The 18397-nt window shown below is 33.6% G+C and carries 20 protein-coding genes; 7 read left to right on the plus strand and 13 right to left on the minus strand.

The features are described 5' to 3' along the window. Window positions 1-24 precede the first annotated feature (24 nt). The 6 genes from miaA to FF52_RS03815 form a co-directional block, all read right to left on the minus strand. Entirely contained in the window at window positions 25-945 is a 921-nt protein-coding gene (miaA, locus tag FF52_RS03790; RefSeq protein WP_008463085.1) for a tRNA (adenosine(37)-N6)-dimethylallyltransferase MiaA, read from the minus strand. A 152-nt stretch (window positions 946-1097) separates the two neighbouring features. Next, window positions 1098-1937, minus strand: coding sequence for an ion transporter (locus tag FF52_RS03795; RefSeq protein ID WP_008463086.1), 840 nt, complete (start codon window positions 1935-1937; stop codon window positions 1098-1100). Between the two features lie 31 nt (window positions 1938-1968). Beyond that, window positions 1969-3330 (minus strand): exonuclease domain-containing protein, encoded by a 1362-nt coding sequence (locus FF52_RS03800; protein WP_008463088.1) that lies wholly within the window; start codon window positions 3328-3330, stop codon window positions 1969-1971. 73 nt (window positions 3331-3403) lie between these two features. Beyond that, window positions 3404-4060, minus strand: a complete 657-nt coding sequence (locus tag FF52_RS03805; protein WP_008463090.1) for a YggS family pyridoxal phosphate-dependent enzyme — start codon at window positions 4058-4060, stop codon at window positions 3404-3406. Between the two features lie 11 nt (window positions 4061-4071). After that, window positions 4072-4959: a 3-hydroxyacyl-CoA dehydrogenase family protein gene (locus FF52_RS03810; protein ID WP_008463093.1), complete on the minus strand. Its 888-nt coding sequence runs from the start codon at window positions 4957-4959 to the stop codon at window positions 4072-4074. Between the two features lie 86 nt (window positions 4960-5045). Beyond that, complete coding sequence (locus FF52_RS03815; RefSeq protein WP_008463096.1) at window positions 5046-6011, minus strand: Gfo/Idh/MocA family protein; 966 nt, start codon at window positions 6009-6011, stop codon at window positions 5046-5048. Window positions 6012-6323: 312 nt separating this feature from the next. Here FF52_RS03815 and FF52_RS03820 point away from each other — a divergent pair, with 312 nt between their 5' ends. Then, the gene (locus tag FF52_RS03820; RefSeq protein ID WP_008463097.1) at window positions 6324-6965 is read left to right on the plus strand and encodes a protein-L-isoaspartate(D-aspartate) O-methyltransferase; all 642 of its coding nucleotides are present in this window, start codon (window positions 6324-6326) and stop codon (window positions 6963-6965) included. A gap of 28 nt (window positions 6966-6993) precedes the next feature. Here FF52_RS03820 and FF52_RS03825 read toward each other — a convergent pair whose 3' ends face one another. From FF52_RS03825 to smpB, 3 genes are all read right to left on the minus strand, one after another. Then, entirely contained in the window at window positions 6994-8043 is a 1050-nt protein-coding gene (locus FF52_RS03825; protein WP_008463099.1) for a Fic family protein, read from the minus strand. A gap of 82 nt (window positions 8044-8125) precedes the next feature. Beyond that, a complete protein-coding gene (locus tag FF52_RS03830) occupies window positions 8126-8761 on the minus strand; it encodes a hypothetical protein (RefSeq protein ID WP_008463101.1) in 636 nt (211 codons plus the stop codon). 80 nt (window positions 8762-8841) lie between these two features. Further along, window positions 8842-9297, minus strand: coding sequence for an SsrA-binding protein SmpB (gene smpB / locus FF52_RS03835; protein WP_008463103.1), 456 nt, complete (start codon window positions 9295-9297; stop codon window positions 8842-8844). A 136-nt stretch (window positions 9298-9433) separates the two neighbouring features. On the opposite strand from smpB, the gene FF52_RS03840 reads away from it, so the two are divergent. Then, complete coding sequence (locus FF52_RS03840; protein WP_008463105.1) at window positions 9434-10072, plus strand: outer membrane beta-barrel protein; 639 nt, start codon at window positions 9434-9436, stop codon at window positions 10070-10072. A 107-nt stretch (window positions 10073-10179) separates the two neighbouring features. Continuing rightward, entirely contained in the window at window positions 10180-10404 is a 225-nt protein-coding gene (locus tag FF52_RS03845; protein ID WP_008463106.1) for a VF530 family DNA-binding protein, read from the plus strand. A gap of 3 nt (window positions 10405-10407) precedes the next feature. Here FF52_RS03845 and FF52_RS03850 read toward each other — a convergent pair whose 3' ends face one another. The 3 genes from FF52_RS03850 to FF52_RS03860 all read right to left on the minus strand — a co-directional run bounded on the left by FF52_RS03850 (window position 10408) and on the right by FF52_RS03860 (window position 12478). After that, window positions 10408-10962: a DUF3575 domain-containing protein gene (locus FF52_RS03850; protein ID WP_008463108.1), complete on the minus strand. Its 555-nt coding sequence runs from the start codon at window positions 10960-10962 to the stop codon at window positions 10408-10410. Window positions 10963-11069: 107 nt separating this feature from the next. Then, on the minus strand, window positions 11070-11618 hold the full coding sequence (locus FF52_RS03855) for a GNAT family N-acetyltransferase (RefSeq protein WP_008463110.1): 549 nt from the start codon (window positions 11616-11618) through the stop codon (window positions 11070-11072). An 8-nt stretch (window positions 11619-11626) separates the two neighbouring features. Then, on the minus strand, window positions 11627-12478 hold the full coding sequence (locus FF52_RS03860; protein WP_008463112.1) for an aldose 1-epimerase family protein: 852 nt from the start codon (window positions 12476-12478) through the stop codon (window positions 11627-11629). Window positions 12479-12663: 185 nt separating this feature from the next. Between FF52_RS03860 and FF52_RS03865 the strand changes: the two genes are divergently transcribed. Next, window positions 12664-14931, plus strand: a complete 2268-nt coding sequence (locus FF52_RS03865; protein ID WP_008463113.1) for a M1 family metallopeptidase — start codon at window positions 12664-12666, stop codon at window positions 14929-14931. A gap of 191 nt (window positions 14932-15122) precedes the next feature. On the opposite strand, the gene FF52_RS23580 is transcribed toward FF52_RS03865, so the two are convergent. Further along, window positions 15123-15290: a hypothetical protein gene (locus tag FF52_RS23580; RefSeq protein ID WP_157498507.1), complete on the minus strand. Its 168-nt coding sequence runs from the start codon at window positions 15288-15290 to the stop codon at window positions 15123-15125. Window positions 15291-15491: 201 nt separating this feature from the next. On the opposite strand from FF52_RS23580, the gene FF52_RS03870 reads away from it, so the two are divergent. The 3 genes from FF52_RS03870 to argC all read left to right on the plus strand — a co-directional run bounded on the left by FF52_RS03870 (window position 15492) and on the right by argC (window position 18355). Then, on the plus strand, window positions 15492-16127 hold the full coding sequence (locus FF52_RS03870) for a GNAT family N-acetyltransferase (protein ID WP_008463114.1): 636 nt from the start codon (window positions 15492-15494) through the stop codon (window positions 16125-16127). 64 nt (window positions 16128-16191) lie between these two features. Continuing rightward, a complete protein-coding gene (locus tag FF52_RS03875) occupies window positions 16192-17385 on the plus strand; it encodes an argininosuccinate synthase (RefSeq protein ID WP_008463115.1) in 1194 nt (397 codons plus the stop codon). Beyond that, window positions 17378-18355, plus strand: coding sequence for an N-acetyl-gamma-glutamyl-phosphate reductase (gene argC, locus FF52_RS03880; protein ID WP_008463116.1), 978 nt, complete (start codon window positions 17378-17380; stop codon window positions 18353-18355). The genes FF52_RS03875 and argC overlap by 8 nt, the downstream gene beginning before the upstream one ends. The last annotated feature ends 42 nt before the right edge of the window (window positions 18356-18397 follow it).

Consider the following 18397-nt stretch of genomic DNA (forward strand, 5'->3'; position numbering starts at 1 on the left):
AAAGAGGATAGATAAAAGACTTTCTTACTTTGTAAGATTTTCTATGTAATGTATGATTTCTTTTCTATTTGTTGCGTAATCAAACCATTTGGTGTTTTCGTTTCGTTTGAACCACGTTAATTGTCTTTTAGAAAATCTTCTGCTGTTCTTTTTGATTTCTTCTATTGCAAAAGGCAAAGTGAATTCTCCTTCAAAATAACTAAATAATTCTCTATAACCGACCGTTTGAAGTGCATTTAACGCTTTATTAGGATAAAGTGTTTCGGCTTCTTTTAGCAGTCCTTCGTTCATCATGATGTCAACACGCTGGTTGATTCTGCTGTAAATGATTTCTCTGTCGGCGTCTAAGCCAATTAAAATAGGAGTGAAGTCTCTATTGTTTTTCTTTTGATTTAAAAAGGAAGAATATGGTTTTTGAGCTCCGATACAAACTTCTACAAAACGCATCATTCGTTGCGGGTTTTGTAGAGTCTGTGGATTTTCAGCTGCTATCTTTTGAAAATATTCAGGATCTAAATTTTTCAGTTGTTCTTGAAGATATTCAATTCCAAGTTTTTCATAGTTTGAATTTACTTCAGCACGAACTTTTGGATCAATTTCGGGAAATTCGTCGAAACCTTTTAAAATGGCATCAACATATAATCCTGAACCGCCAATGAGAATTACGAAATCATTGGTTTGAAATAATTCTTCGATTTTGGCTAAAGCTTCTTTTTCATAATCGCCAACGGTATAATTTTCAAAAATAGATTTGTTTTGAATAAAATGATGTTTGGCTGAATTTAATTCTTCTTGGCTTGGAACTGCAGTTCCTATTGTCATTTCCTTGAAAAACTGACGGCTGTCACAAGAAACGATTTCGCATTTAAAATGTTGTGCCAAAGCAATGCTCAAGGCTGTTTTGCCTATGGCTGTTGGTCCGACAATGGTAATTAGGTATTTCATATTTTTTAGCCCAGATGGAAATGGAAACCCCGGACTTATATTTGTTGAATTTTTTTGGTATAAAAGAGCGACCAGCAGAAGCTCCTTTTATGCCTTAAAAAATTACAAATATAAGGAGGAGTTGGAATGTACAGCTGGATTAGCTTCTAAAATTAATTATTTGGCAGTTCGGTTCCGCATTCATAACAATATTTAGCGTTGTCAAAATGGACTTGGGACTGGCATTTCTTGCATGTTTTTTTACCGCTTACTGAATTGTTTTTTAGACTGCTTTTGGCAAATTCCGCAGTTACGATTCCAGTTGGGACAGCAATGATGCCATAACCTAAAATCATTACAAGTGCCGCAATAAACTGTCCTAGTGGAGTTTGTGGCGAAATGTCTCCGTAGCCTACTGTTGTTAAGGTTACAATTGTCCAGTAAATTGCCATTGGAATGCTGGTAAATCCTGATTCTTTGCCTTCGACTAGATACATAATAGTACCAATGATTACGGTACTAACGAGAACAAAATAAATGAAAACCAGAATTTTTTCTTTACTGGCTTCTATAGCTTCTTTTAATTGCAGTGACTGATGGTTGATTTGCGGAATATGCAAAATTTTGAATAATCGAAGGAAACGTAAGGCCCTTACGATCGATAAAATGCTTGCGCCAGGGAAAAAGATGGACAAATACATGGGCAAAACGGCGAGTAAATCGATAATTCCGTAAAAGCTAAAAATGTATTTGACTGGTTTTTGAATGGAGATAATTCTTAGTATATATTCAATGCTGAAAAATACTGTAATTACCCATTCGCAGATCAATAATTGTTCATGATATTTTGAGCTTACGCCTTCAACAGTATCCAACATTATAAGAAGAACGCTCAATAAGATTAAACCCAGCAACACTAAATCGAACATTCGTCCTAGAATGGTGTTGGTGCCATATAGGACGATTTTGACTTTTTCTCTAAAGATTTCGTATTGTGATTTTTTGTTTTTCATATCCTTAAAGATAATGAAAAGTTTCGTTTTGTTAAAAATGAAGTATTTTTAATGATTTACTTTTGCGGATATAACTCTGAATGATGTTCTTTACGTCGCGATTGTGCTGCATCGGAACCAGAATATTTTTTAAGATATCGATATTCGTGATTTGATAATTTAGATCATAATAGGCATAACCTTTGTAAATTCCGTTTTCGATCAGGATTGCGCTTCGTTCGTTTACATTTCTTCCCCTGTCTATCAATACCATGCTTTTGTTTTCGAAACTGTTTTCTGAGATAAATTGCTGTACTCGTAAATTATAAATTTCGGAAGTGACTTCACCAATGCATGCGCCGTCACATTCTTTGATTTTATATTGAAAACATTCTTTTTTGGTTTGGTATAAGCCTGTCAGTTTTTGGCACAAATGATATTTTGCCGTAATTTTAAAAAGCGCATTTTTGCCTTCCTGTAAAGAAGTATAAGAAGTAATTTCTTTTTTACGTCCGTCTGCTTTTTCAAGTATTAAATTGATGTAACCGTTTGAATCTATTTCTGAATATAAAGCGACGGGAAATACTGTTTTTTTCTGCGAACGATTGTATCGCGGACGATTTACTTTAACTTCTTGACTTTCTTTTAAAAGTGCAATTAATTCGCTTCCGGTTTCATCGTAAGTAATGGTGAAAACTTCTGCCTGAATTCGTTTGCTTTTGGTTGTAATTCCTGTAAAATGCTGATTGACTCTTTTTTTGATATTTTGGCTTTTTCCAATGTAGATTAAAGTCCCATCTTCTTTGTAGATATAATAAACGCCTGTTTTAGCCGGCATTTGATTTAAAATGTCTAAGAATTTTGGAGAAATTCCTTTTTCTACTTCTAGTTTTATAAAATCTTTTACGATGGTTTTTTCAACATCTTTTTCCAAAAGCATTTTGAAAAGCTTAGTCGTAGCCATAGCGTCTCCACTCGCGCGATGTCTGTCGGCCATTGGAATTCCGAGTGAACGAACTAGTTTTCCTAAACTATATGAAGGCTGTTCTGGAATTAGTTTTTTGGCTAATTCTACTGTGCAAAGTGTTTTGGCTTCAAAATCGTAGCCTAAACGACGGAATTCTGTGCGAAGGATTCTATAATCGAAAGAAGCATTATGTGCTACAATAACACAATCTTGAGTGATTTCTATAATTCGTTTAGCAACTTCGTAGAATTTTGGAGCAGAACGCAACATCGCATTGTTAATTCCAGTCAGTTTTACTACGAAAGGCTGAATCGGAATTTCAGGATTGACAAGGCTAATGAATTGATCAACTACTTCATGCCCATCAAATTTGTAGATAGCGATTTCGGTAATTCCCTCTTCATTAAACTGTCCCCCAGTGGTTTCTATGTCAAGTATTGCGTACAAATTAAGTGCTCAGTGTTCAGATTTTAGTATTCAGTTTGTAGAGAAGCACCGAAGTGCGTCTTTACGGCAGTTATTAACGACCGCCAAAAATGCTGCTTCCAATGCGAACCATTGTACTTCCGCATTCTATTGCCAATTGATAATCTCCAGACATTCCCATTGAAATAATTGTAAAATCTTTAATGTCTTGTGATTTTTGGATTGAATCAAAAATAGATTTTAAATGGGTAAATTCTTTTTTAATTTGGTTTTGGTCTTCGGTAAAAGTGGCCATTCCCATTAAACCTAAGATACGAATATTTTTTAACTCTTTAAACTCCGCAGAAGTTAAAAATTCATTTAGTTCATTTTCGTCCAAACCAAATTTAGATTCTTCTTCGGCAATATAAATTTGAAGAAGGCAATCTATTGTTCTGTTGTTTTTTAAAGCTTGTTTATTGATTTCTTGCAATAATTTCAAACTGTCAACGCCATGAATTAAAGTCACATAAGGCGCCATAAATTTGACTTTATTGGACTGAACGTGACCAATCATATGCCATTGGATATCTTTTGGCATTTGTTCCCATTTTTCAGTCATTTCCTGAATTTTGTTTTCTCCAAAGATGCGTTGCCCAGCTTCATAAGCCTGCATCAAATCGGATACAGGTTTGGTTTTTGAAACGGCAACTAGAGTTACATGTTCAGGTAAAGTTGCTTTAATTGTATTTAAATTCGATTGAATCGACATGATATTTCTTTTTATAAAAACTGCTTCGAGATTTTCTCTGCCTTTTTGCTTTCGCTATAATCGTAAAAACCTTCGCCAGATTTCACTCCCAGTTTTCCAGCTCTCACCATATTTACTAAAAGTGGGCAAGGAGCATATTTAGGATTTTTGAATCCGTCATACATTACATTTAGAATGGCTAAGCAAACATCAAGACCAATAAAATCAGCTAATTGAAGTGGTCCCATTGGATGTCCCATTCCTAATTTCATTACCGTATCGATTTCGTAAACTCCAGCAACTCCATTATATAACGTTTCGATTGCTTCGTTTAGCATTGGCATTAAAATTCTGTTTGCCACAAAACCTGGATAATCATTTACTTCTACAGGAACTTTCCCTAATTTTTCAGATAAATCCATGATGATTTTAGTTACTTCATCGCTTGTATTGTATCCGCGAATGATTTCAACTAATTTCATAATCGGCACCGGATTCATAAAGTGCATTCCGATAACGCGTTCTGGATGTGCTACAACAGCTCCAATTTGTGTAATTGAGATTGAAGAAGTGTTGGTTGCCAGAATAGTATTGTGAGAGCAAAATTCGTTTAATTGTTTAAATATGTTCAGTTTTAATTCAACGTTTTCAGTTGCGGCCTCAACTACTAAATCAACGCCAACAACTCCGTCTTTTAAATCTGTATAAGTAATAATATTGGTAATGGTTTTTGCAACATCTTCCTGAGTGATTGTTTCTTTAGACAGCATACGGTCTAAGTTGGCAGCAATAGTTGCCATTCCTTTATCTAATGATTTTTCAGAAACATCGATTAATTTTACGGTAAATCCGCTTTGTGCAAAAGTATGAGCAATTCCGTTACCCATTGTTCCTGCTCCAATTACAGCTATTGTTTTCATTTTATGCTAGATATTTTTTTATGATTTAGCCACGAATTCACCAAATAATTCGTGAATTCGTGGCTAATTTATTTTTTGAAATTTTATTATTTTTTGAAACAATCAATAATTTGATAAGCCACGCGTAATGCATCAGTTGCCTGCTCAAGTGTTACAACTGGAGTTGTGTCGTTATTGATAGCATCTGCAAACGAATTTAACTCGTCTAAGATTGCATTGTTTTGTTCTACATCTGGATTAGTGAAATAGATTTGTTTTTTTACGCCTTCAGCATTTTGAAGAATCATATCAAAATCTCCAGGAACTTCTGGTGCATCTTTCATACGAACCACTTCACATTTTTTCTCTAAAAAGTCAACAGAAATGTAGGCATCTTTTTGAAAGAAACGTGACTTACGCATGTTTTTCATTGAAATTCTGCTGGCAGTTAAGTTAGCAACACATCCGTTTTCGAATTCAATTCTGGCGTTGGCAATATCCGGAGTTTCGCTGATAACCGAAACACCGCTCGCATTGATGCTTTTTACTTTAGATTTTACAACGCTTAAAATAGCGTCGATATCGTGAATCATTAAATCCAAAACTACAGGAACATCTGTACCGCGAGGATTAAACTCTGCTAAACGATGCGTTTCTATAAACATCGGATTTTCGATCATTTCCTTAGTAGCGATAAAAGCTGGATTAAAGCGCTCTACGTGACCTACTTGTCCTTTTACGTTATGTTCTTTGGCCAAAGCAATAATTTCTTCAGCTTCTTCAACGGTATTGGCAATTGGTTTTTCGATAAAGATATGTTTTCCTGATTTTATGGCAACTTTTGCACATTTGTAGTGCGAAAGTGTTGGAGTTACAATATCAATCACGTCGACAGCGTGAATGAGTTTGGCAATTGTGCTGAAATTTTTATAGCCAAATTCTTTTGAGATTTTTTCGGCATTTTCTTGATTTTCGTCGTAAAATCCAACTAATTCGTATTTGTCAGATTGTTGTAATAAGCGTAAATGTATTTTACCAAGATGACCAGCACCTAAAACTCCTACTTTTAACATGAGAATGTATTTTAAACAAAAATATAATTTATTTGCTTAACGTGAAAATGAATTTATCTAATTGTGAGTTATGAATTATGAGTTATGAATTTTGAGTTACGATTGGAACTGTTCTTTTTTTGTTTAACACCCTGAGCGAAGTCGGCGGGCGCTTAGTTAGGACGCGAAAAGCTCCAATTTCGTTCAGCATAATAAATGAGAGCTTTCTACTTTCTACTTTTGGCTTTCGACTTTATAAAATTTATTATTTAAAAATCAATATTTGAAATCCTGTTTTGTTTCTTATTTTTGCGAAAATAAAACCTACCCATTTTGAAAGACACTGCCAAACATCAAGGACTTCGTAATCAATTAGTAACCACTTTAGAGCAAAAAGGAATTACTGATAGAGCGGTTCTAGATGCGATAAAAAAAATCCCGAGACACCTTTTTTTGAATTCCAGTTTTGAAGATTTCGCTTATCAGGATAAAGCTTTTCCTATTGGTGCGGGACAGACCATTTCTCAGCCTTATACGGTGGCTTTTCAGTCACAATTGCTCGAAGTCAAAAAGGACCACAAAGTTTTAGAAATAGGAACAGGCTCTGGCTATCAGACTGCTGTTTTGTTTGCTTTAGGCGCAAAAGTATATACTGTTGAGAGACAAAGCGAATTATTTAAAACCACGTCTAATTTATTTCCTAAATTAAATATTCGTCCAAAACACGTTACTTTTGGTGATGGTTATAAAGGATTGCCAAATTTTGCGCCTTTTGACAGTATTATAGTTACAGCAGGCGCACCGTTTATTCCGCAGCCATTAATGGCACAATTAAAAATAGGAGGAAGACTTGTTATTCCGTTAGGAGAAGATGTTCAGATTATGACTTTATTAATCAGGAAAAACGAAACGCAATTTGAAAAACATGAATTTGGAGAGTTTCGATTTGTTCCTTTATTAGAAGATAAAAATTAATGAGAAAGCCCGTTTTGAACGGGCTTTTTTATTGTGTAAGAATTGAAATATATCTTTCCAGACATTCTTTTTCTTTTTGAGCTATAAACAGAAAAAAATCTTCTTTGTTTTTTTGGGTTTGAGCAATTTCTAAAGACTGGTGATATTGCATTCTTGTTTCATAATCTCCTTTAATATTGGCTATTGGATAACCTTTTTGCATCAGAATTAAATTCATTATTAATCTTGAAGTTCTTCCGTTTCCATCAATAAATGGATGAATTGTAGCTAATCGTTCATGCATTTCAGCAGCAAGAATAATGGGGTGTAATTTATTTTTATTGATTTCATACCAAACAAAATATTCTTCCATTTCCTGTGGAATCATTAAAGGTTGTGGAGGCATGTGACTACTTCCCTGAATCATAACTTGAACTTTTCTATAGCGTCCTGCATCTTCTGGAATAATTCCGCGTAAAATTAGATTATGAATAGATAAAAGATCACGTTCGTTTAAAGAATTGTTTTTATTCATTAAATCTTTAATAAAGCCAATTGCTTCCTGATGATTTATAGCTTCAAGATGTTCCCGCATGCTTTTTCCAGAAATTGTCAAACCTTCATTGATGACCATATCTGTTTCACGAAGTGTCATTGTATTTCCTTCAATTCGATTGCTTTCAAAAGTATATTCCAATTCTAAAGCTTGTTTTATTTTAAAGCTGTCATACTGGCGGTAAGAACCTAGTTTTTCTTTTAAGGCATCAATTTCTTTTAAGATTTTTTCTAAAGAAGTAGATAATTTAAGATTTGAAACCGTTTTATTGTATTTGATTTCGTCTTCAGCAACTTTTAATGCTTTTAAGGCAAGTTCGTCATCCCCAATTTCATTAAGAATCTTTTCTTTAAGCCAAGCAATCATTAAAGTTTCATAATCAATTTCTAAAAGTTGAGAAAGTTTAATAATTTGATCTTTGGTTGGTTTTCGTGTTCCTGATTCAAATTTACTAATCAACGCTTGATCAATTCCTGCAAGATGAGCCAATTCACGCGTTTTTAATCCTTTCTGTTCTCTGGCGTTTTTTAATAAAGATTTCATTTAATGAAAATTTTAGTCTTGACAAATTTAGTCAATTTTAGATCAAAAGAAAAGCGATGTTTATACACCGCTTTTTCTATAATTATTTTGGAGGCAGAGAGCCGTCTTTTCTCATTTCTTTCACTACAGCTTGCATAATTGCATCAACCGTCTGGCCTAAATCTGTAACATATTGAGATTCTGTAGTTCCTGTCCAGATTAATTTGTTTTGTTTTAAAGAAAAAACATTGGTTTCTACCATATAAGAAGTGGTCTCCTGATAATAACCTGGATCATAAAAGTTAGGAGAATACATTCCGTACCAGTTTCCAAAACCATATCCATACATTCCGGTGTACATTCCGTCAAAACCTCCGTAATACATTCCTGTATAAGTGCCTGGAACATAATTAACTTCTTTTTCTTTGCTAACTAATCGCATACTGATTACTCCATCAAAGTTTTCATCTTGCAAAACCTTTAGCTTTTGTTCTTGCGTTAATTGAGAAGTTGCGTTTAAATATTGATACGAAGTTTTGAATATCGGATTGGCCGCTGCAATTCTGTTTTCTGTAATTCTTCTTGAAGCTTCGTCTTTGACTAAAGCTACAACCAAAACTTTTTTAAATTGTTCCTGAGTTATAGTTACATCAGGATCTCTCCAGCTGTTTACAATTGAAGTATTACTGCCACAACTTGAAAACACAATAGCGAAAAATAAAACTAAATACTTTTTCATATTTTACAGTTAAATTATTTGTAATAAAAATAACAATAAAATATTATAAATATATCATTAAGAGGAAATTAAATTTGCTATTAGTTGTAAGCTTTTTTAATTCTGTCCAAATCTCTTTTTGTATCTTGTTCTTTTAGAGATTCACGTTTGTCATAGTTTTTCTTTCCCTTACACAACCCGATCTGAAGTTTTGCTAAACCTTTTTCGTTGGTAAATAGCTTTAAAGGTATAATGGTTAAACCTTTTGCCTGAACATTTTTATGAAGTGTTTTTAATTCTTTTTTGTTTAAAAGTAGTTTTCTTTCGCTTCTTGATTTATGGTTGAATTGGTTTCCAAAAGAATACTCTTCAATATAAGTGTTAATGGCGAAAAGTTCCATGCCGCTAAACTCGCAGAAACTTTCGGTAATATTGGCTTTTCCTAAGCGGATAGATTTGATTTCTGTTCCTGCCAAAACAATTCCAGCAGTATAAGTATCGATTATTTCGTAATCGAATCGGGCTCTCTTGTTAAGTATATTGACTGATTTTATCATAGTTGCAAATGTAAGACAAAATTGAAAAATGTTGCAGTTAAAGATAATTAAAGTTTTCTTTTAATATATGATTTAAATCAGTCTTAAGCAGAAACCTTACTCATAAGTTTGTTCTGTAATTAAAAACAAAATAAAAATGAAAAAGATTGTTACCTTAGTGAGTATCGTATTAATCAGTTTAACTGCTAAAGCTCAAGATTCGTCTCAAGGATTAAAAGGGGCTTGGTTTGCCACTTCTCAATTTGGTTATCAGCAGACTAAAAATGAAGGCAATAAAAATACAAATTTATCTGTAATTCCAGTTGTAGGTACATTTGTTACTCCATCGGTTGCTGTTGGAGCGGGTGTAGGGTATATTAATATCAAAGCCGATACAGATGCAGGAACAGCAGCTAAAACAGATTTAATTGTTGTTCAGCCTTTAATTAGAAAATACTGGAATGTAGCTGGTTCGTTATACTTCTTCGGACAAGCAGCAATTCCAGTTATTACAGGTAAAGAAAAAGAGAGTGAGTTGAAAGTTAATCAGGTAGGGCTTTCAGTATCGGGAGGTTTAGATTATTTTGTTACTAAAAACTTCTCTGTAGAGTTCTCTTACGATTTGGCCAATTTTACTTCTACAACACTTAAAGCGAAGGATGGAGAAAAAACAACTGTTACCAATTTTGGTTTGGCACACGTTGCCAATGTAGATCCATTTTACAATACAGCATTAGCAGGAAGTAATCCAAACTTGACTTCTCCTGTTTCTGTCGGATTTAAATTCATATTCTAATTTATTCTTTATTTGATTAATGTAAAATTCTATTTAGTAATTTTGCGAAAAAGGAAGACCGTACTTTTTTGAAGTACGGTCTTTTAATATTGTTTAAAAAGTATAAGATGCAAAATCAATCCAAAGACCCCTTACATGGGATTACACTTCAAAAAATTGTTGAAACTTTAGTCGATTATTATGGCTTTGACACTTTAGGAGAATTAATTCCTATAAAGTGTTTTAATTCAGATCCAAGTGTAAAATCAAGTCTTACTTTCTTAAGAAAAACAGATTGGGCTCGTAAAAAAGTAGAGGATCTTTATATTAAAACGCTTCCTAAATTAAGCTGATTTTTATAATTTATACGAAATCATAACACCACCACGGTAAGGTAGCCATTCACCGCTTTTATTCCAGTGAATTGCTTTTTCATATCTTCCAGGAGTTCCGTCGTTATAATATCCATGATAAAATCCTTGGTGCCATCCGCCACCTACAAAAAAGTCAAGTAAAAATTTATCGCTTAATTTTAGATTGTAACCCACTGTAGCTCCAATTCTGTAACCAAAACCATCTTCGTAATGGGTGGTATTCCAATAATTCCATTTTTGTATTTCGTATTTATCAGCTCCAATGTGTGCGCCAGCATAAAAACCATTGTATTTCTCCTTAAAATGGTAGCGAATTTCTGGAGTAACGGTGACAAACTTCATTGGATTTTTTCCATCAAATGATTCCCAAAAAGAAGCCATTACATCGGCACTAAATGTGGTTTTTTCTCCAATGCTGGTTTCAATACCAATATTTGGGATTAGTAACAAAGCAGTTGCTCCATTAAATTTTACAAAAGTCTGACTTTGCATTTGCACACAAAGCAAAAGAAGAATTAAGGCGGATATCTTTTTCATATATTTTTGGGAATTCAAAACAGCCTTTTAGCTGATTTCGAGCGCAAATATAGCAGATAATGCTTGAGAACTATTAATTATAAGATTATTTTAACAAGTATAAAACTTTACTTTTCTAATAATGAATAAATTACTTTGTCTAAAAATTTTCCGTCCCAAAATTCTACTTCTCTCAGATGTGCTTCTTTAACAAAACCGCATTTTTGTAATACCTTTTCAGAGGCATAATTTTCGGGATCGATTACAGCTTCTATCGAATGTAGTTTTAGATCTTCAAAACCAAAAGTAATTAATTTCTTTACAGCTTCTGGAATAATTCCTTTTCCATGCTGATCAGGCGAAAGAATATAACCTATTTCAGCTCGGTAATTTTCGGGTTGCATTCGATAATAGCCAATAATCCCAAGTAATTTGGTGTTGCCTTTAAGTCTAATAGCCCAATTTATGCCAACATTAGTTTCAATTTTTTCATCAATCGTTCTGATGTGTTCCAGAGCGTCTTCATGGTCTTTCACTAAAGGTCTTGGGATGTATTTCATAGTCTCAGGATTAGAACGCAAGTCAAAAACTTCTTGTACGTCCTTATCTGTAAGCCTGTCTAAAACTAATCTTTCTGTTTCTATTACTGGAAATGGGGTAAAATTAAAATTTAACATTTTTTACTTTATAATATTGTAATACTAAATTTTGCACTGAAATTTTTGTTTTCTTCTAATGTCAAAATCCCTTCTTTGTTATATAAGTCACCTGTATTCTGATCGGTATCAGAATAACCAAGCCAAGGTTCGATGCAAACAAACGGAGCATTTTCTTTTGTCCAGATTCCTAAACTTGGAAAATCGTAATAATCCACCTTCACATAGGGTTTTGAATTGTTAAGAATGGTTAATGATTTTGATTCTAATGTTTTAAAAATCAAGGCGTCATTTTTGAACAGTTCATAATTTAAAGGAATTACATTATTTCTCGTTTCCAAAACTTTAGTCTTAGATGAAATTAAATCATTTTCAAGAAGATAGTATTTTAAATTTTCCTCTTTTTCAAATTGAAACGCATAATTTTCAAAGCTATCAGGAAGTGCTATTGCCGGATGTGCTCCAATAGAGAAAGGCATTTTTTCTTTTCCATTGTTTATTACTCTATATTCAAGCTCCAGTGCATTTTCGCTAAGCGTATAAATAAGTTGCAACTCAAATTCAAAAGGATATTTTGCGAATGTTTCTTGAGAAGATTTAAGAGAGAAAACAGCTTTGCTTTCAGTTTTTTCAATCAATTCAAAATCCATGTCACGTGCAAAACCATGGCGTGGCAAATGATATTCTTTTTCATTAATTGTGTAGGTGTTGTTTTTTAAAGTTCCTACGATTGGAAAAAGTACAGGTGAATGCTTGCCCCAGAAATCTGGATTTCCCTCCCAAATATATTCGTTGTTTTGATTGTCTTTTATAGAAAATAATTCGGCTCCAGCATGTTTGATAGAAGCTTTTAATATAGAATTTGAGATAGTTGTAGTCACAATGTTGAATCTAAAATGAATGTTTTTTTAATGGATGTAAATATATTTTATAAAATTTAGTTTTTTAAGAAAAAGGCTTAAATTATTTTATTGATAAAATTATGCTAAAATTAAATTTATGTTTTAAAATTTCTCTGTAAATAGCTTTTTTTTTCATTAATTTGCTACATAAACAGCTAAAAAATATGAAAAAGCAATCTGCAAAAGCCATTTTAACCGCGGCTTTATTTTTTGGGATTTCTTCAGTATGGGCGCAGCAAACTCCGTCAGCACCAGCAGCAAATCCAGTAAACAATTACAATTACCATGATGCCTTTGGACCTCATTTTTACAGTAAAAATGGTACTTCAACTCGTACTGCGAGCGGTGAACCAGGAGTAGAGTATTGGCAGAATAGAGCCGATTATCAGATTACGGCAAAATTAAATGCAACTACAAATGAGATTGTAGGTACAGATGAAATTACTTATACCAATAATAGCCCTAATAAATTATCATTTCTTTGGCTGAATTTAGATCAAAACTTATTCAAAGACGATTCTAGAGGAAATGCTGTTGTGCCTTTAACAGGAAGTCGTAACGGAGCTCAAGGACAAGTTTTTGATGGAGGAAATAAAATTAAATCTGTAAAAGTAGTTTCTGGAGGAAAAAACAAAACAGAAGTTGATGTTAAATATGTAGTTACAGATACCAGAATGCAGATTTTTCTTCCTCAAGCATTGGCTGCAAAAGGAGGTTCTGTAAAGGTTAAAATTGAATTCTCATTTATTGCGCCTTTCGAAGGATCAGACAGAATGGGGGTTTTGGAAACTAAAAACGGAAAAATCTTTACAATTGCACAGTGGTATCCGCGTATGTGTGTGTATGATGATGTGCGAGGATGGAATACGGCTCCTTATTTAGGTGCATCTGAGTTTTACTTAGAATATGGTGATTTTGATGTGAAACTTACAGTTCCCGGAAATCATTATGTTGTAGCTTCTGGTGAATTGTTAAACGGTCAGGAAGTGTTTTCTGCTGAGCAATTAAAAAGATATAAAGATGCTGCAAACAGTGATAAAACGGTGACAATTCGCTCAGAGCAAGAAGTTAATGCAACAGCAAATAGTAATTCAGGAACAGAAAAAACATGGCATTATAAAATCAAAAATGCGCGTGATTTCTCTTGGGCGTCATCTCCAGCATTCATTTTAGATGGAGCAAAAATTAATCTTCCAAGCGGTAAAAAATCATTGGCATTATCTGCTTATCCTGTTGAAAGTGCAGGACAAGGTGCTTACGGACGTTCTACAGAATATGTAAAAGCGTCAATTGAACATTATTCTAAACAATGGTTTGAATATCCTTATCCAGCAGCTACAAACGTTGCAGGAAATGAAGGAGGAATGGAATACCCAGGAATTGTTTTCTGTGGATGGAAATCTAAAGGACAAGATCTTTGGGGAGTGACCGATCATGAATTTGGACATATTTGGTTTCCAATGATTGTGGGGTCAAACGAAAGATTATTTGCGTGGATGGATGAAGGATTTAATACATTCATCAATTCTTTAAGCACTGCTGCGTTTAATAACGGCGAATACAAAGAACAGCCTACAGATTTACATCAAGAAGCAGAATCTTTCACACGCCCAGATTTGGAAACTATCATGAGTTCTCCTGATAATATGAAAGAAGCTAATATTGGAATGTTATGCTACTTTAAACCAAGCGCAGGTCTTATTTTATTAAGAGAACAAGTCTTAGGAAAAGAACGTTTTGATACTGCTTTTAGAACTTATATTGAGCGTTGGGCATATAAACATCCGCAGCCAGACGATTTTTTCAGAACTATGGAAAATGTGGCAGGAGAAGACTTGAGCTGGTTCTGGAGAAGCTGGTATGTAAACAACTGGCGTTTTGACCAAGGTGTTAACTCAGTTAAATATGTGAAAAACGATCCAGCTAAGGGTGCTGTAATCACAGTTGAGAATTTTGATAAAATGCCAATGCCAATTGTGTTAGATGTTAAAACAAAGAGCGGAAAAGTAACAAGAGTTAATTTACCTGTAGAAATTTGGCAAAGAAATAACTCTTGGTCTTTCAAACATAATTCGACTGAAGAAATTGAGAGCATTACTTTAGATCCTGACCATGCTTTCCCGGATAATAATGAGTCAAACAATGTTTGGACAGCGGGAAAAGGTAAAATAGAAAAAGATCTTATTTTAGATCCATATTTAGGTAATTATGTTACTGCAAAATCTCCTCTGACAATTGAATTGACAGAGAAAAATAGCGTTTTAAATGCAGAACTTCCTAATTATCCAAAATTTGCATTAGAGCCTGTTGCAAACGAAAAAGATACATTCGAATCTGCTAGAGCTGGCTTAAAACTTAAATTTAACGAAGCTAAAAACGGTTTCGATTTGATACTTTCAAACGGTCAAGTAATACCTTTTACTAGAAAGTAATTTAGAATAATAGAGAAAAATTTAAAGCCCGATAGTTATTTTAACTGTCGGGTTTTTCTTTTGTTTTAAGTTTCAAGTTTAGGTTTCAAGTTTTTAATTCGTTCAAGTTAAAAGTAAAACCTTAGAACCTCAGTACCTTAGGATTTTAAAATCTTTAAAAAACAACAAAACGTCAAAAAAATGTTAGAAATTTAATTTTTTGTTTTGTGAATAAAAAAAAGATGTACTTTTGCACCGATGAATAAAATAAGTTTACATATAACTTCTTTGTCACGGACAAACTCACCGATTACTTCTCCCGAAGTACGGACACTATCTCTATAGTGTTCACTGAGTTTTATAGCCGTATATTTATTCATATCCATTTTTCATTTTGAAATCACATAATTTGTCCATTGGACAAACACATCCTAAAAGTATTTATTATTTTGTAAATTTTCTTAATCAATGTTTTGATTTTGAGAATGTTACTTCTTTTATGCTTAATTTTATTGGATTCAATTCTGGATTTCAAGCGAATCAATATGCTTTAATTTTTAACTCTAACTTCAATAATTGAAATGAAGATCTCTATTGTTGTAACTCAAGAAGAACATTTTAAGTATGCGCAGGAAATCTGCGATACGATAGAATCATCTGCCTTATTAAGAGGTACGGGGATTGCTAAAAGAACTCCTGAGTACATTCAGAAAAAAATGGCAAATGGTGATGCAATGATTGCTTTGGCTGACGGAAAATTTGCAGGTTTTTGCTATATAGAAAGCTGGCAGCACGGAAAATTTGTTGCTCATTCTGGATTAATTGTACATCCTGATTATAGAAGTCATGGTTTGGCAAAAAAGATAAAATCGAAAGTTTTTGATTATTCTTTAAAGAGATTTCCAGATGCTAAAATCTTTGGTATTACAACTGGTTTGGCAGTTATGAAAATTAACTCTGAATTAGGTTATAAACCAGTTCCGTTCTCAGAATTAACAACCGATCCAAGTTTTTGGGCGGGTTGTAAAACCTGTACTAACTTCCCAATTTTACAAAGCAAAGAAAACAAAATGTGCCTTTGTACAGGAATGTTATACGACCCAAAAGAAAAACAAAAAACGCCACCAAGACATCCTTTTAACGAGGCTGTTTTAAGCAGACTTAAAAAAATTAAACAGGCATTATTCTTAAACAAAATCTTGTCATTATTTGTCTAAGTCAAATTAACTAGAAAAAATCTCAAACTGCTAAATACGAAAGTATTAGCCAAAATTATAAAAAATGAAAAAAGTAGTATTAGCTTATAGCGGAGGATTAGATACCTCGTATTGTTTGAAATATTTAAAAAATGAAAAAGGATACGAAGTTCATACTGTTCTTGTTGACACAGGAGGATTTTCTGCTGAAGAATTAACAGCTATTGAAAAAAGAGCTTACGAGTTAGGAAGTGCACAACACGCCAACTTAACAATTTTAGATAAATATTACGATAAAGCTATCAAATACTTGATTTTTGGAAACGTATTAAAAAATAACACATATCCATTATCAGTAAGTGCTGAACGTGTTTTTCAAGCAATTGAAGCTATAAAATATGCGAAAAAAGTAGGAGCTACTGCAATCGCTCACGGAAGTACTGGTGCAGGAAACGATCAAATTCGTTTCGATTTGATTTTCCAGACTATTGCTCCAGAAATCGAAATCATCACGCCAATTAGAGATTTAAAATTGTCAAGACAAGAAGAAGTGGAATATCTTCAAAAAAATGGTGTAAGCTATTCTTGGGAAAAAGCACAATATTCTATCAATAAAGGACTTTGGGGAACTAGCGTTGGAGGAAAAGAAACGTTGACTTCAGGACAACCGTTGCCAAGCGAAGCTTATCCATCGCAATTACAAAAAGAAGGAGAAGAGAAAGTAACACTTCATTTTGAGCAAGGAGAATTAGTTGGTTTAAACGGAAAAACGGATAAGCCTTCAAATAATATTGTAGCTCTTGAAAAATTGGCAAGTGCTTACGCAATTGGTAGAGATATTCACGTAGGAGATACCATTATCGGAATTAAAGGAAGAGTTGGTTTTGAAGCTGCAGCTCCGTTAATTATCATCAAAGCGCACCATTTATTAGAGAAACATACTCTTGGAAAATGGCAGCAATACTGGAAAGAACAATTAGGAAACTGGTACGGAATGTTATTCCACGAAGGTCAGTTCTTAGATCCAGTTATGAGAAACATTGAAACTTTCTTGCAAGACACTCAAAAAACAGTAAATGGAACTGTAACCGTTTCATTAAAACCATATCATTTCTCGCTTGACGGAATAGAATCTCCAAACGATTTGATGAACACAGGTTTTGGTCAGTACGGAGAAATGAACAATGCTTGGACATCAGAAGATGCAAAAGGATTTATCAAGATTTTAGGAAATGCACAAAACATATTCTCATCTGTAAACAAATTAGATCATGATTAATGTCGGAATTATTGGTGGTTCGGGTTATACGGCCGGAGAACTCATCAGAATTTTAATGTATCATCCAAAAGTAAACATCGATTTTGTTTACAGTACAACAAATGCTGGAAAGCCACTTTCTGTAGCGCATCACGATTTGATGGGAGATATCGAAATGAATTTCACAGCCGAAATCAATCCAAATGTGAATGTAGTTTTCTTGTGTTTAGGCCACGGAAAATCAATTTCATTTTTGAAAGAAAATCAGTTTGCAAGTCATACTAAGATTATTGATTTAGGAAATGATTTCAGATTGAATAAAGATGCGCATTTTGAAGGGAAAGATTTTGTCTACGGTTTGCCTGAGATCAATAAGGCTGAAATCAAAAAGACAAATTATATTGCTAATCCAGGTTGTTTTGCAACGGCTATTCAGTTGGCTTTATTGCCTTTAGCAAAACATAATCTGCTTAATAATGATGTTCATATTAATGCCACAACTGGAAGTACAGGAGCAGGAGTAGGTCTTTCAGAAACTTCTCATTTCAGTTGGAGAAACAACAATATGTCGCATTATAAAGCATTTGAACACCAGCATTTGGGCGAAATTGGAGAAGGTTTGGTGCAGTTGCAAGATGATTTTGACAGCGAATTGCTTTTTATTCCAAACAGAGGAGATTTTCCAAGAGGGATTTTCGCTACGCTTTATACATTGTGCGATGATAGTTTGGAACAATTGGTTGCTAAATACGAGGATTTCTATAAAAACGAACCTTTCGTAACCGTTACCACAACAAACATCAACATGAAACAAGTGGTGCAAACGAATAAATGTATTATCAGTTTATTGAAAAAAGGAAACCGGGTTCTCATAACATCAATTATCGATAACTTAACCAAAGGTGCTTCAGGACAAGCAATTCAAAACATGAATTTAATGTTCGGATTAGAAGAAAGCACAGGTTTACATTTGAAACCAATCGGATTTTAATATTATAGTTGATGGTTGTTGGTTTATAGTTTATGATATTGA

This window comes from Flavobacterium sp. F52 (genome assembly GCF_000278705.1).
In the GTDB taxonomy this organism is placed as follows: Bacteria; Bacteroidota; Bacteroidia; order Flavobacteriales; family Flavobacteriaceae; genus Flavobacterium; species Flavobacterium anhuiense.

Excerpts from the sequence above, each read along its gene's own strand:
- FF52_RS03840 (WP_008463105.1), top strand. The coding sequence starts at position 9,434 with ATGAAAAAGATTGTTACCTTAGTGAGTATCGTATTAATCAGTTTAACT.
- FF52_RS03875 (WP_008463115.1), top strand. The coding sequence starts at position 16,192 with ATGAAAAAAGTAGTATTAGCTTATAGCGGAGGATTAGATACCTCGTAT.
- FF52_RS03850 (WP_008463108.1), bottom strand. The coding sequence starts at position 10,962 with ATGAAAAAGATATCCGCCTTAATTCTTCTTTTGCTTTGTGTGCAAATG.
- miaA (WP_008463085.1), bottom strand. The coding sequence starts at position 945 with ATGAAATACCTAATTACCATTGTCGGACCAACAGCCATAGGCAAAACA.
- argC (WP_008463116.1), top strand. The coding sequence starts at position 17,378 with ATGATTAATGTCGGAATTATTGGTGGTTCGGGTTATACGGCCGGAGAA.
- FF52_RS03815 (WP_008463096.1), bottom strand. The coding sequence starts at position 6,011 with ATGTTAAAAGTAGGAGTTTTAGGTGCTGGTCATCTTGGTAAAATACAT.
- FF52_RS03810 (WP_008463093.1), bottom strand. The coding sequence starts at position 4,959 with ATGAAAACAATAGCTGTAATTGGAGCAGGAACAATGGGTAACGGAATT.
- FF52_RS03825 (WP_008463099.1), bottom strand. The coding sequence starts at position 8,043 with ATGAAATCTTTATTAAAAAACGCCAGAGAACAGAAAGGATTAAAAACG.
- smpB (WP_008463103.1), bottom strand. The coding sequence starts at position 9,297 with ATGATAAAATCAGTCAATATACTTAACAAGAGAGCCCGATTCGATTAC.
- FF52_RS03870 (WP_008463114.1), top strand. The coding sequence starts at position 15,492 with ATGAAGATCTCTATTGTTGTAACTCAAGAAGAACATTTTAAGTATGCG.
- FF52_RS03845 (WP_008463106.1), top strand. The coding sequence starts at position 10,180 with ATGCAAAATCAATCCAAAGACCCCTTACATGGGATTACACTTCAAAAA.
- FF52_RS23580 (WP_157498507.1), bottom strand. The coding sequence starts at position 15,290 with ATGAATAAATATACGGCTATAAAACTCAGTGAACACTATAGAGATAGT.
- FF52_RS03805 (WP_008463090.1), bottom strand. The coding sequence starts at position 4,060 with ATGTCGATTCAATCGAATTTAAATACAATTAAAGCAACTTTACCTGAA.
- FF52_RS03865 (WP_008463113.1), top strand. The coding sequence starts at position 12,664 with ATGAAAAAGCAATCTGCAAAAGCCATTTTAACCGCGGCTTTATTTTTT.
- FF52_RS03830 (WP_008463101.1), bottom strand. The coding sequence starts at position 8,761 with ATGAAAAAGTATTTAGTTTTATTTTTCGCTATTGTGTTTTCAAGTTGT.
- FF52_RS03855 (WP_008463110.1), bottom strand. The coding sequence starts at position 11,618 with ATGTTAAATTTTAATTTTACCCCATTTCCAGTAATAGAAACAGAAAGA.
- FF52_RS03795 (WP_008463086.1), bottom strand. The coding sequence starts at position 1,937 with ATGAAAAACAAAAAATCACAATACGAAATCTTTAGAGAAAAAGTCAAA.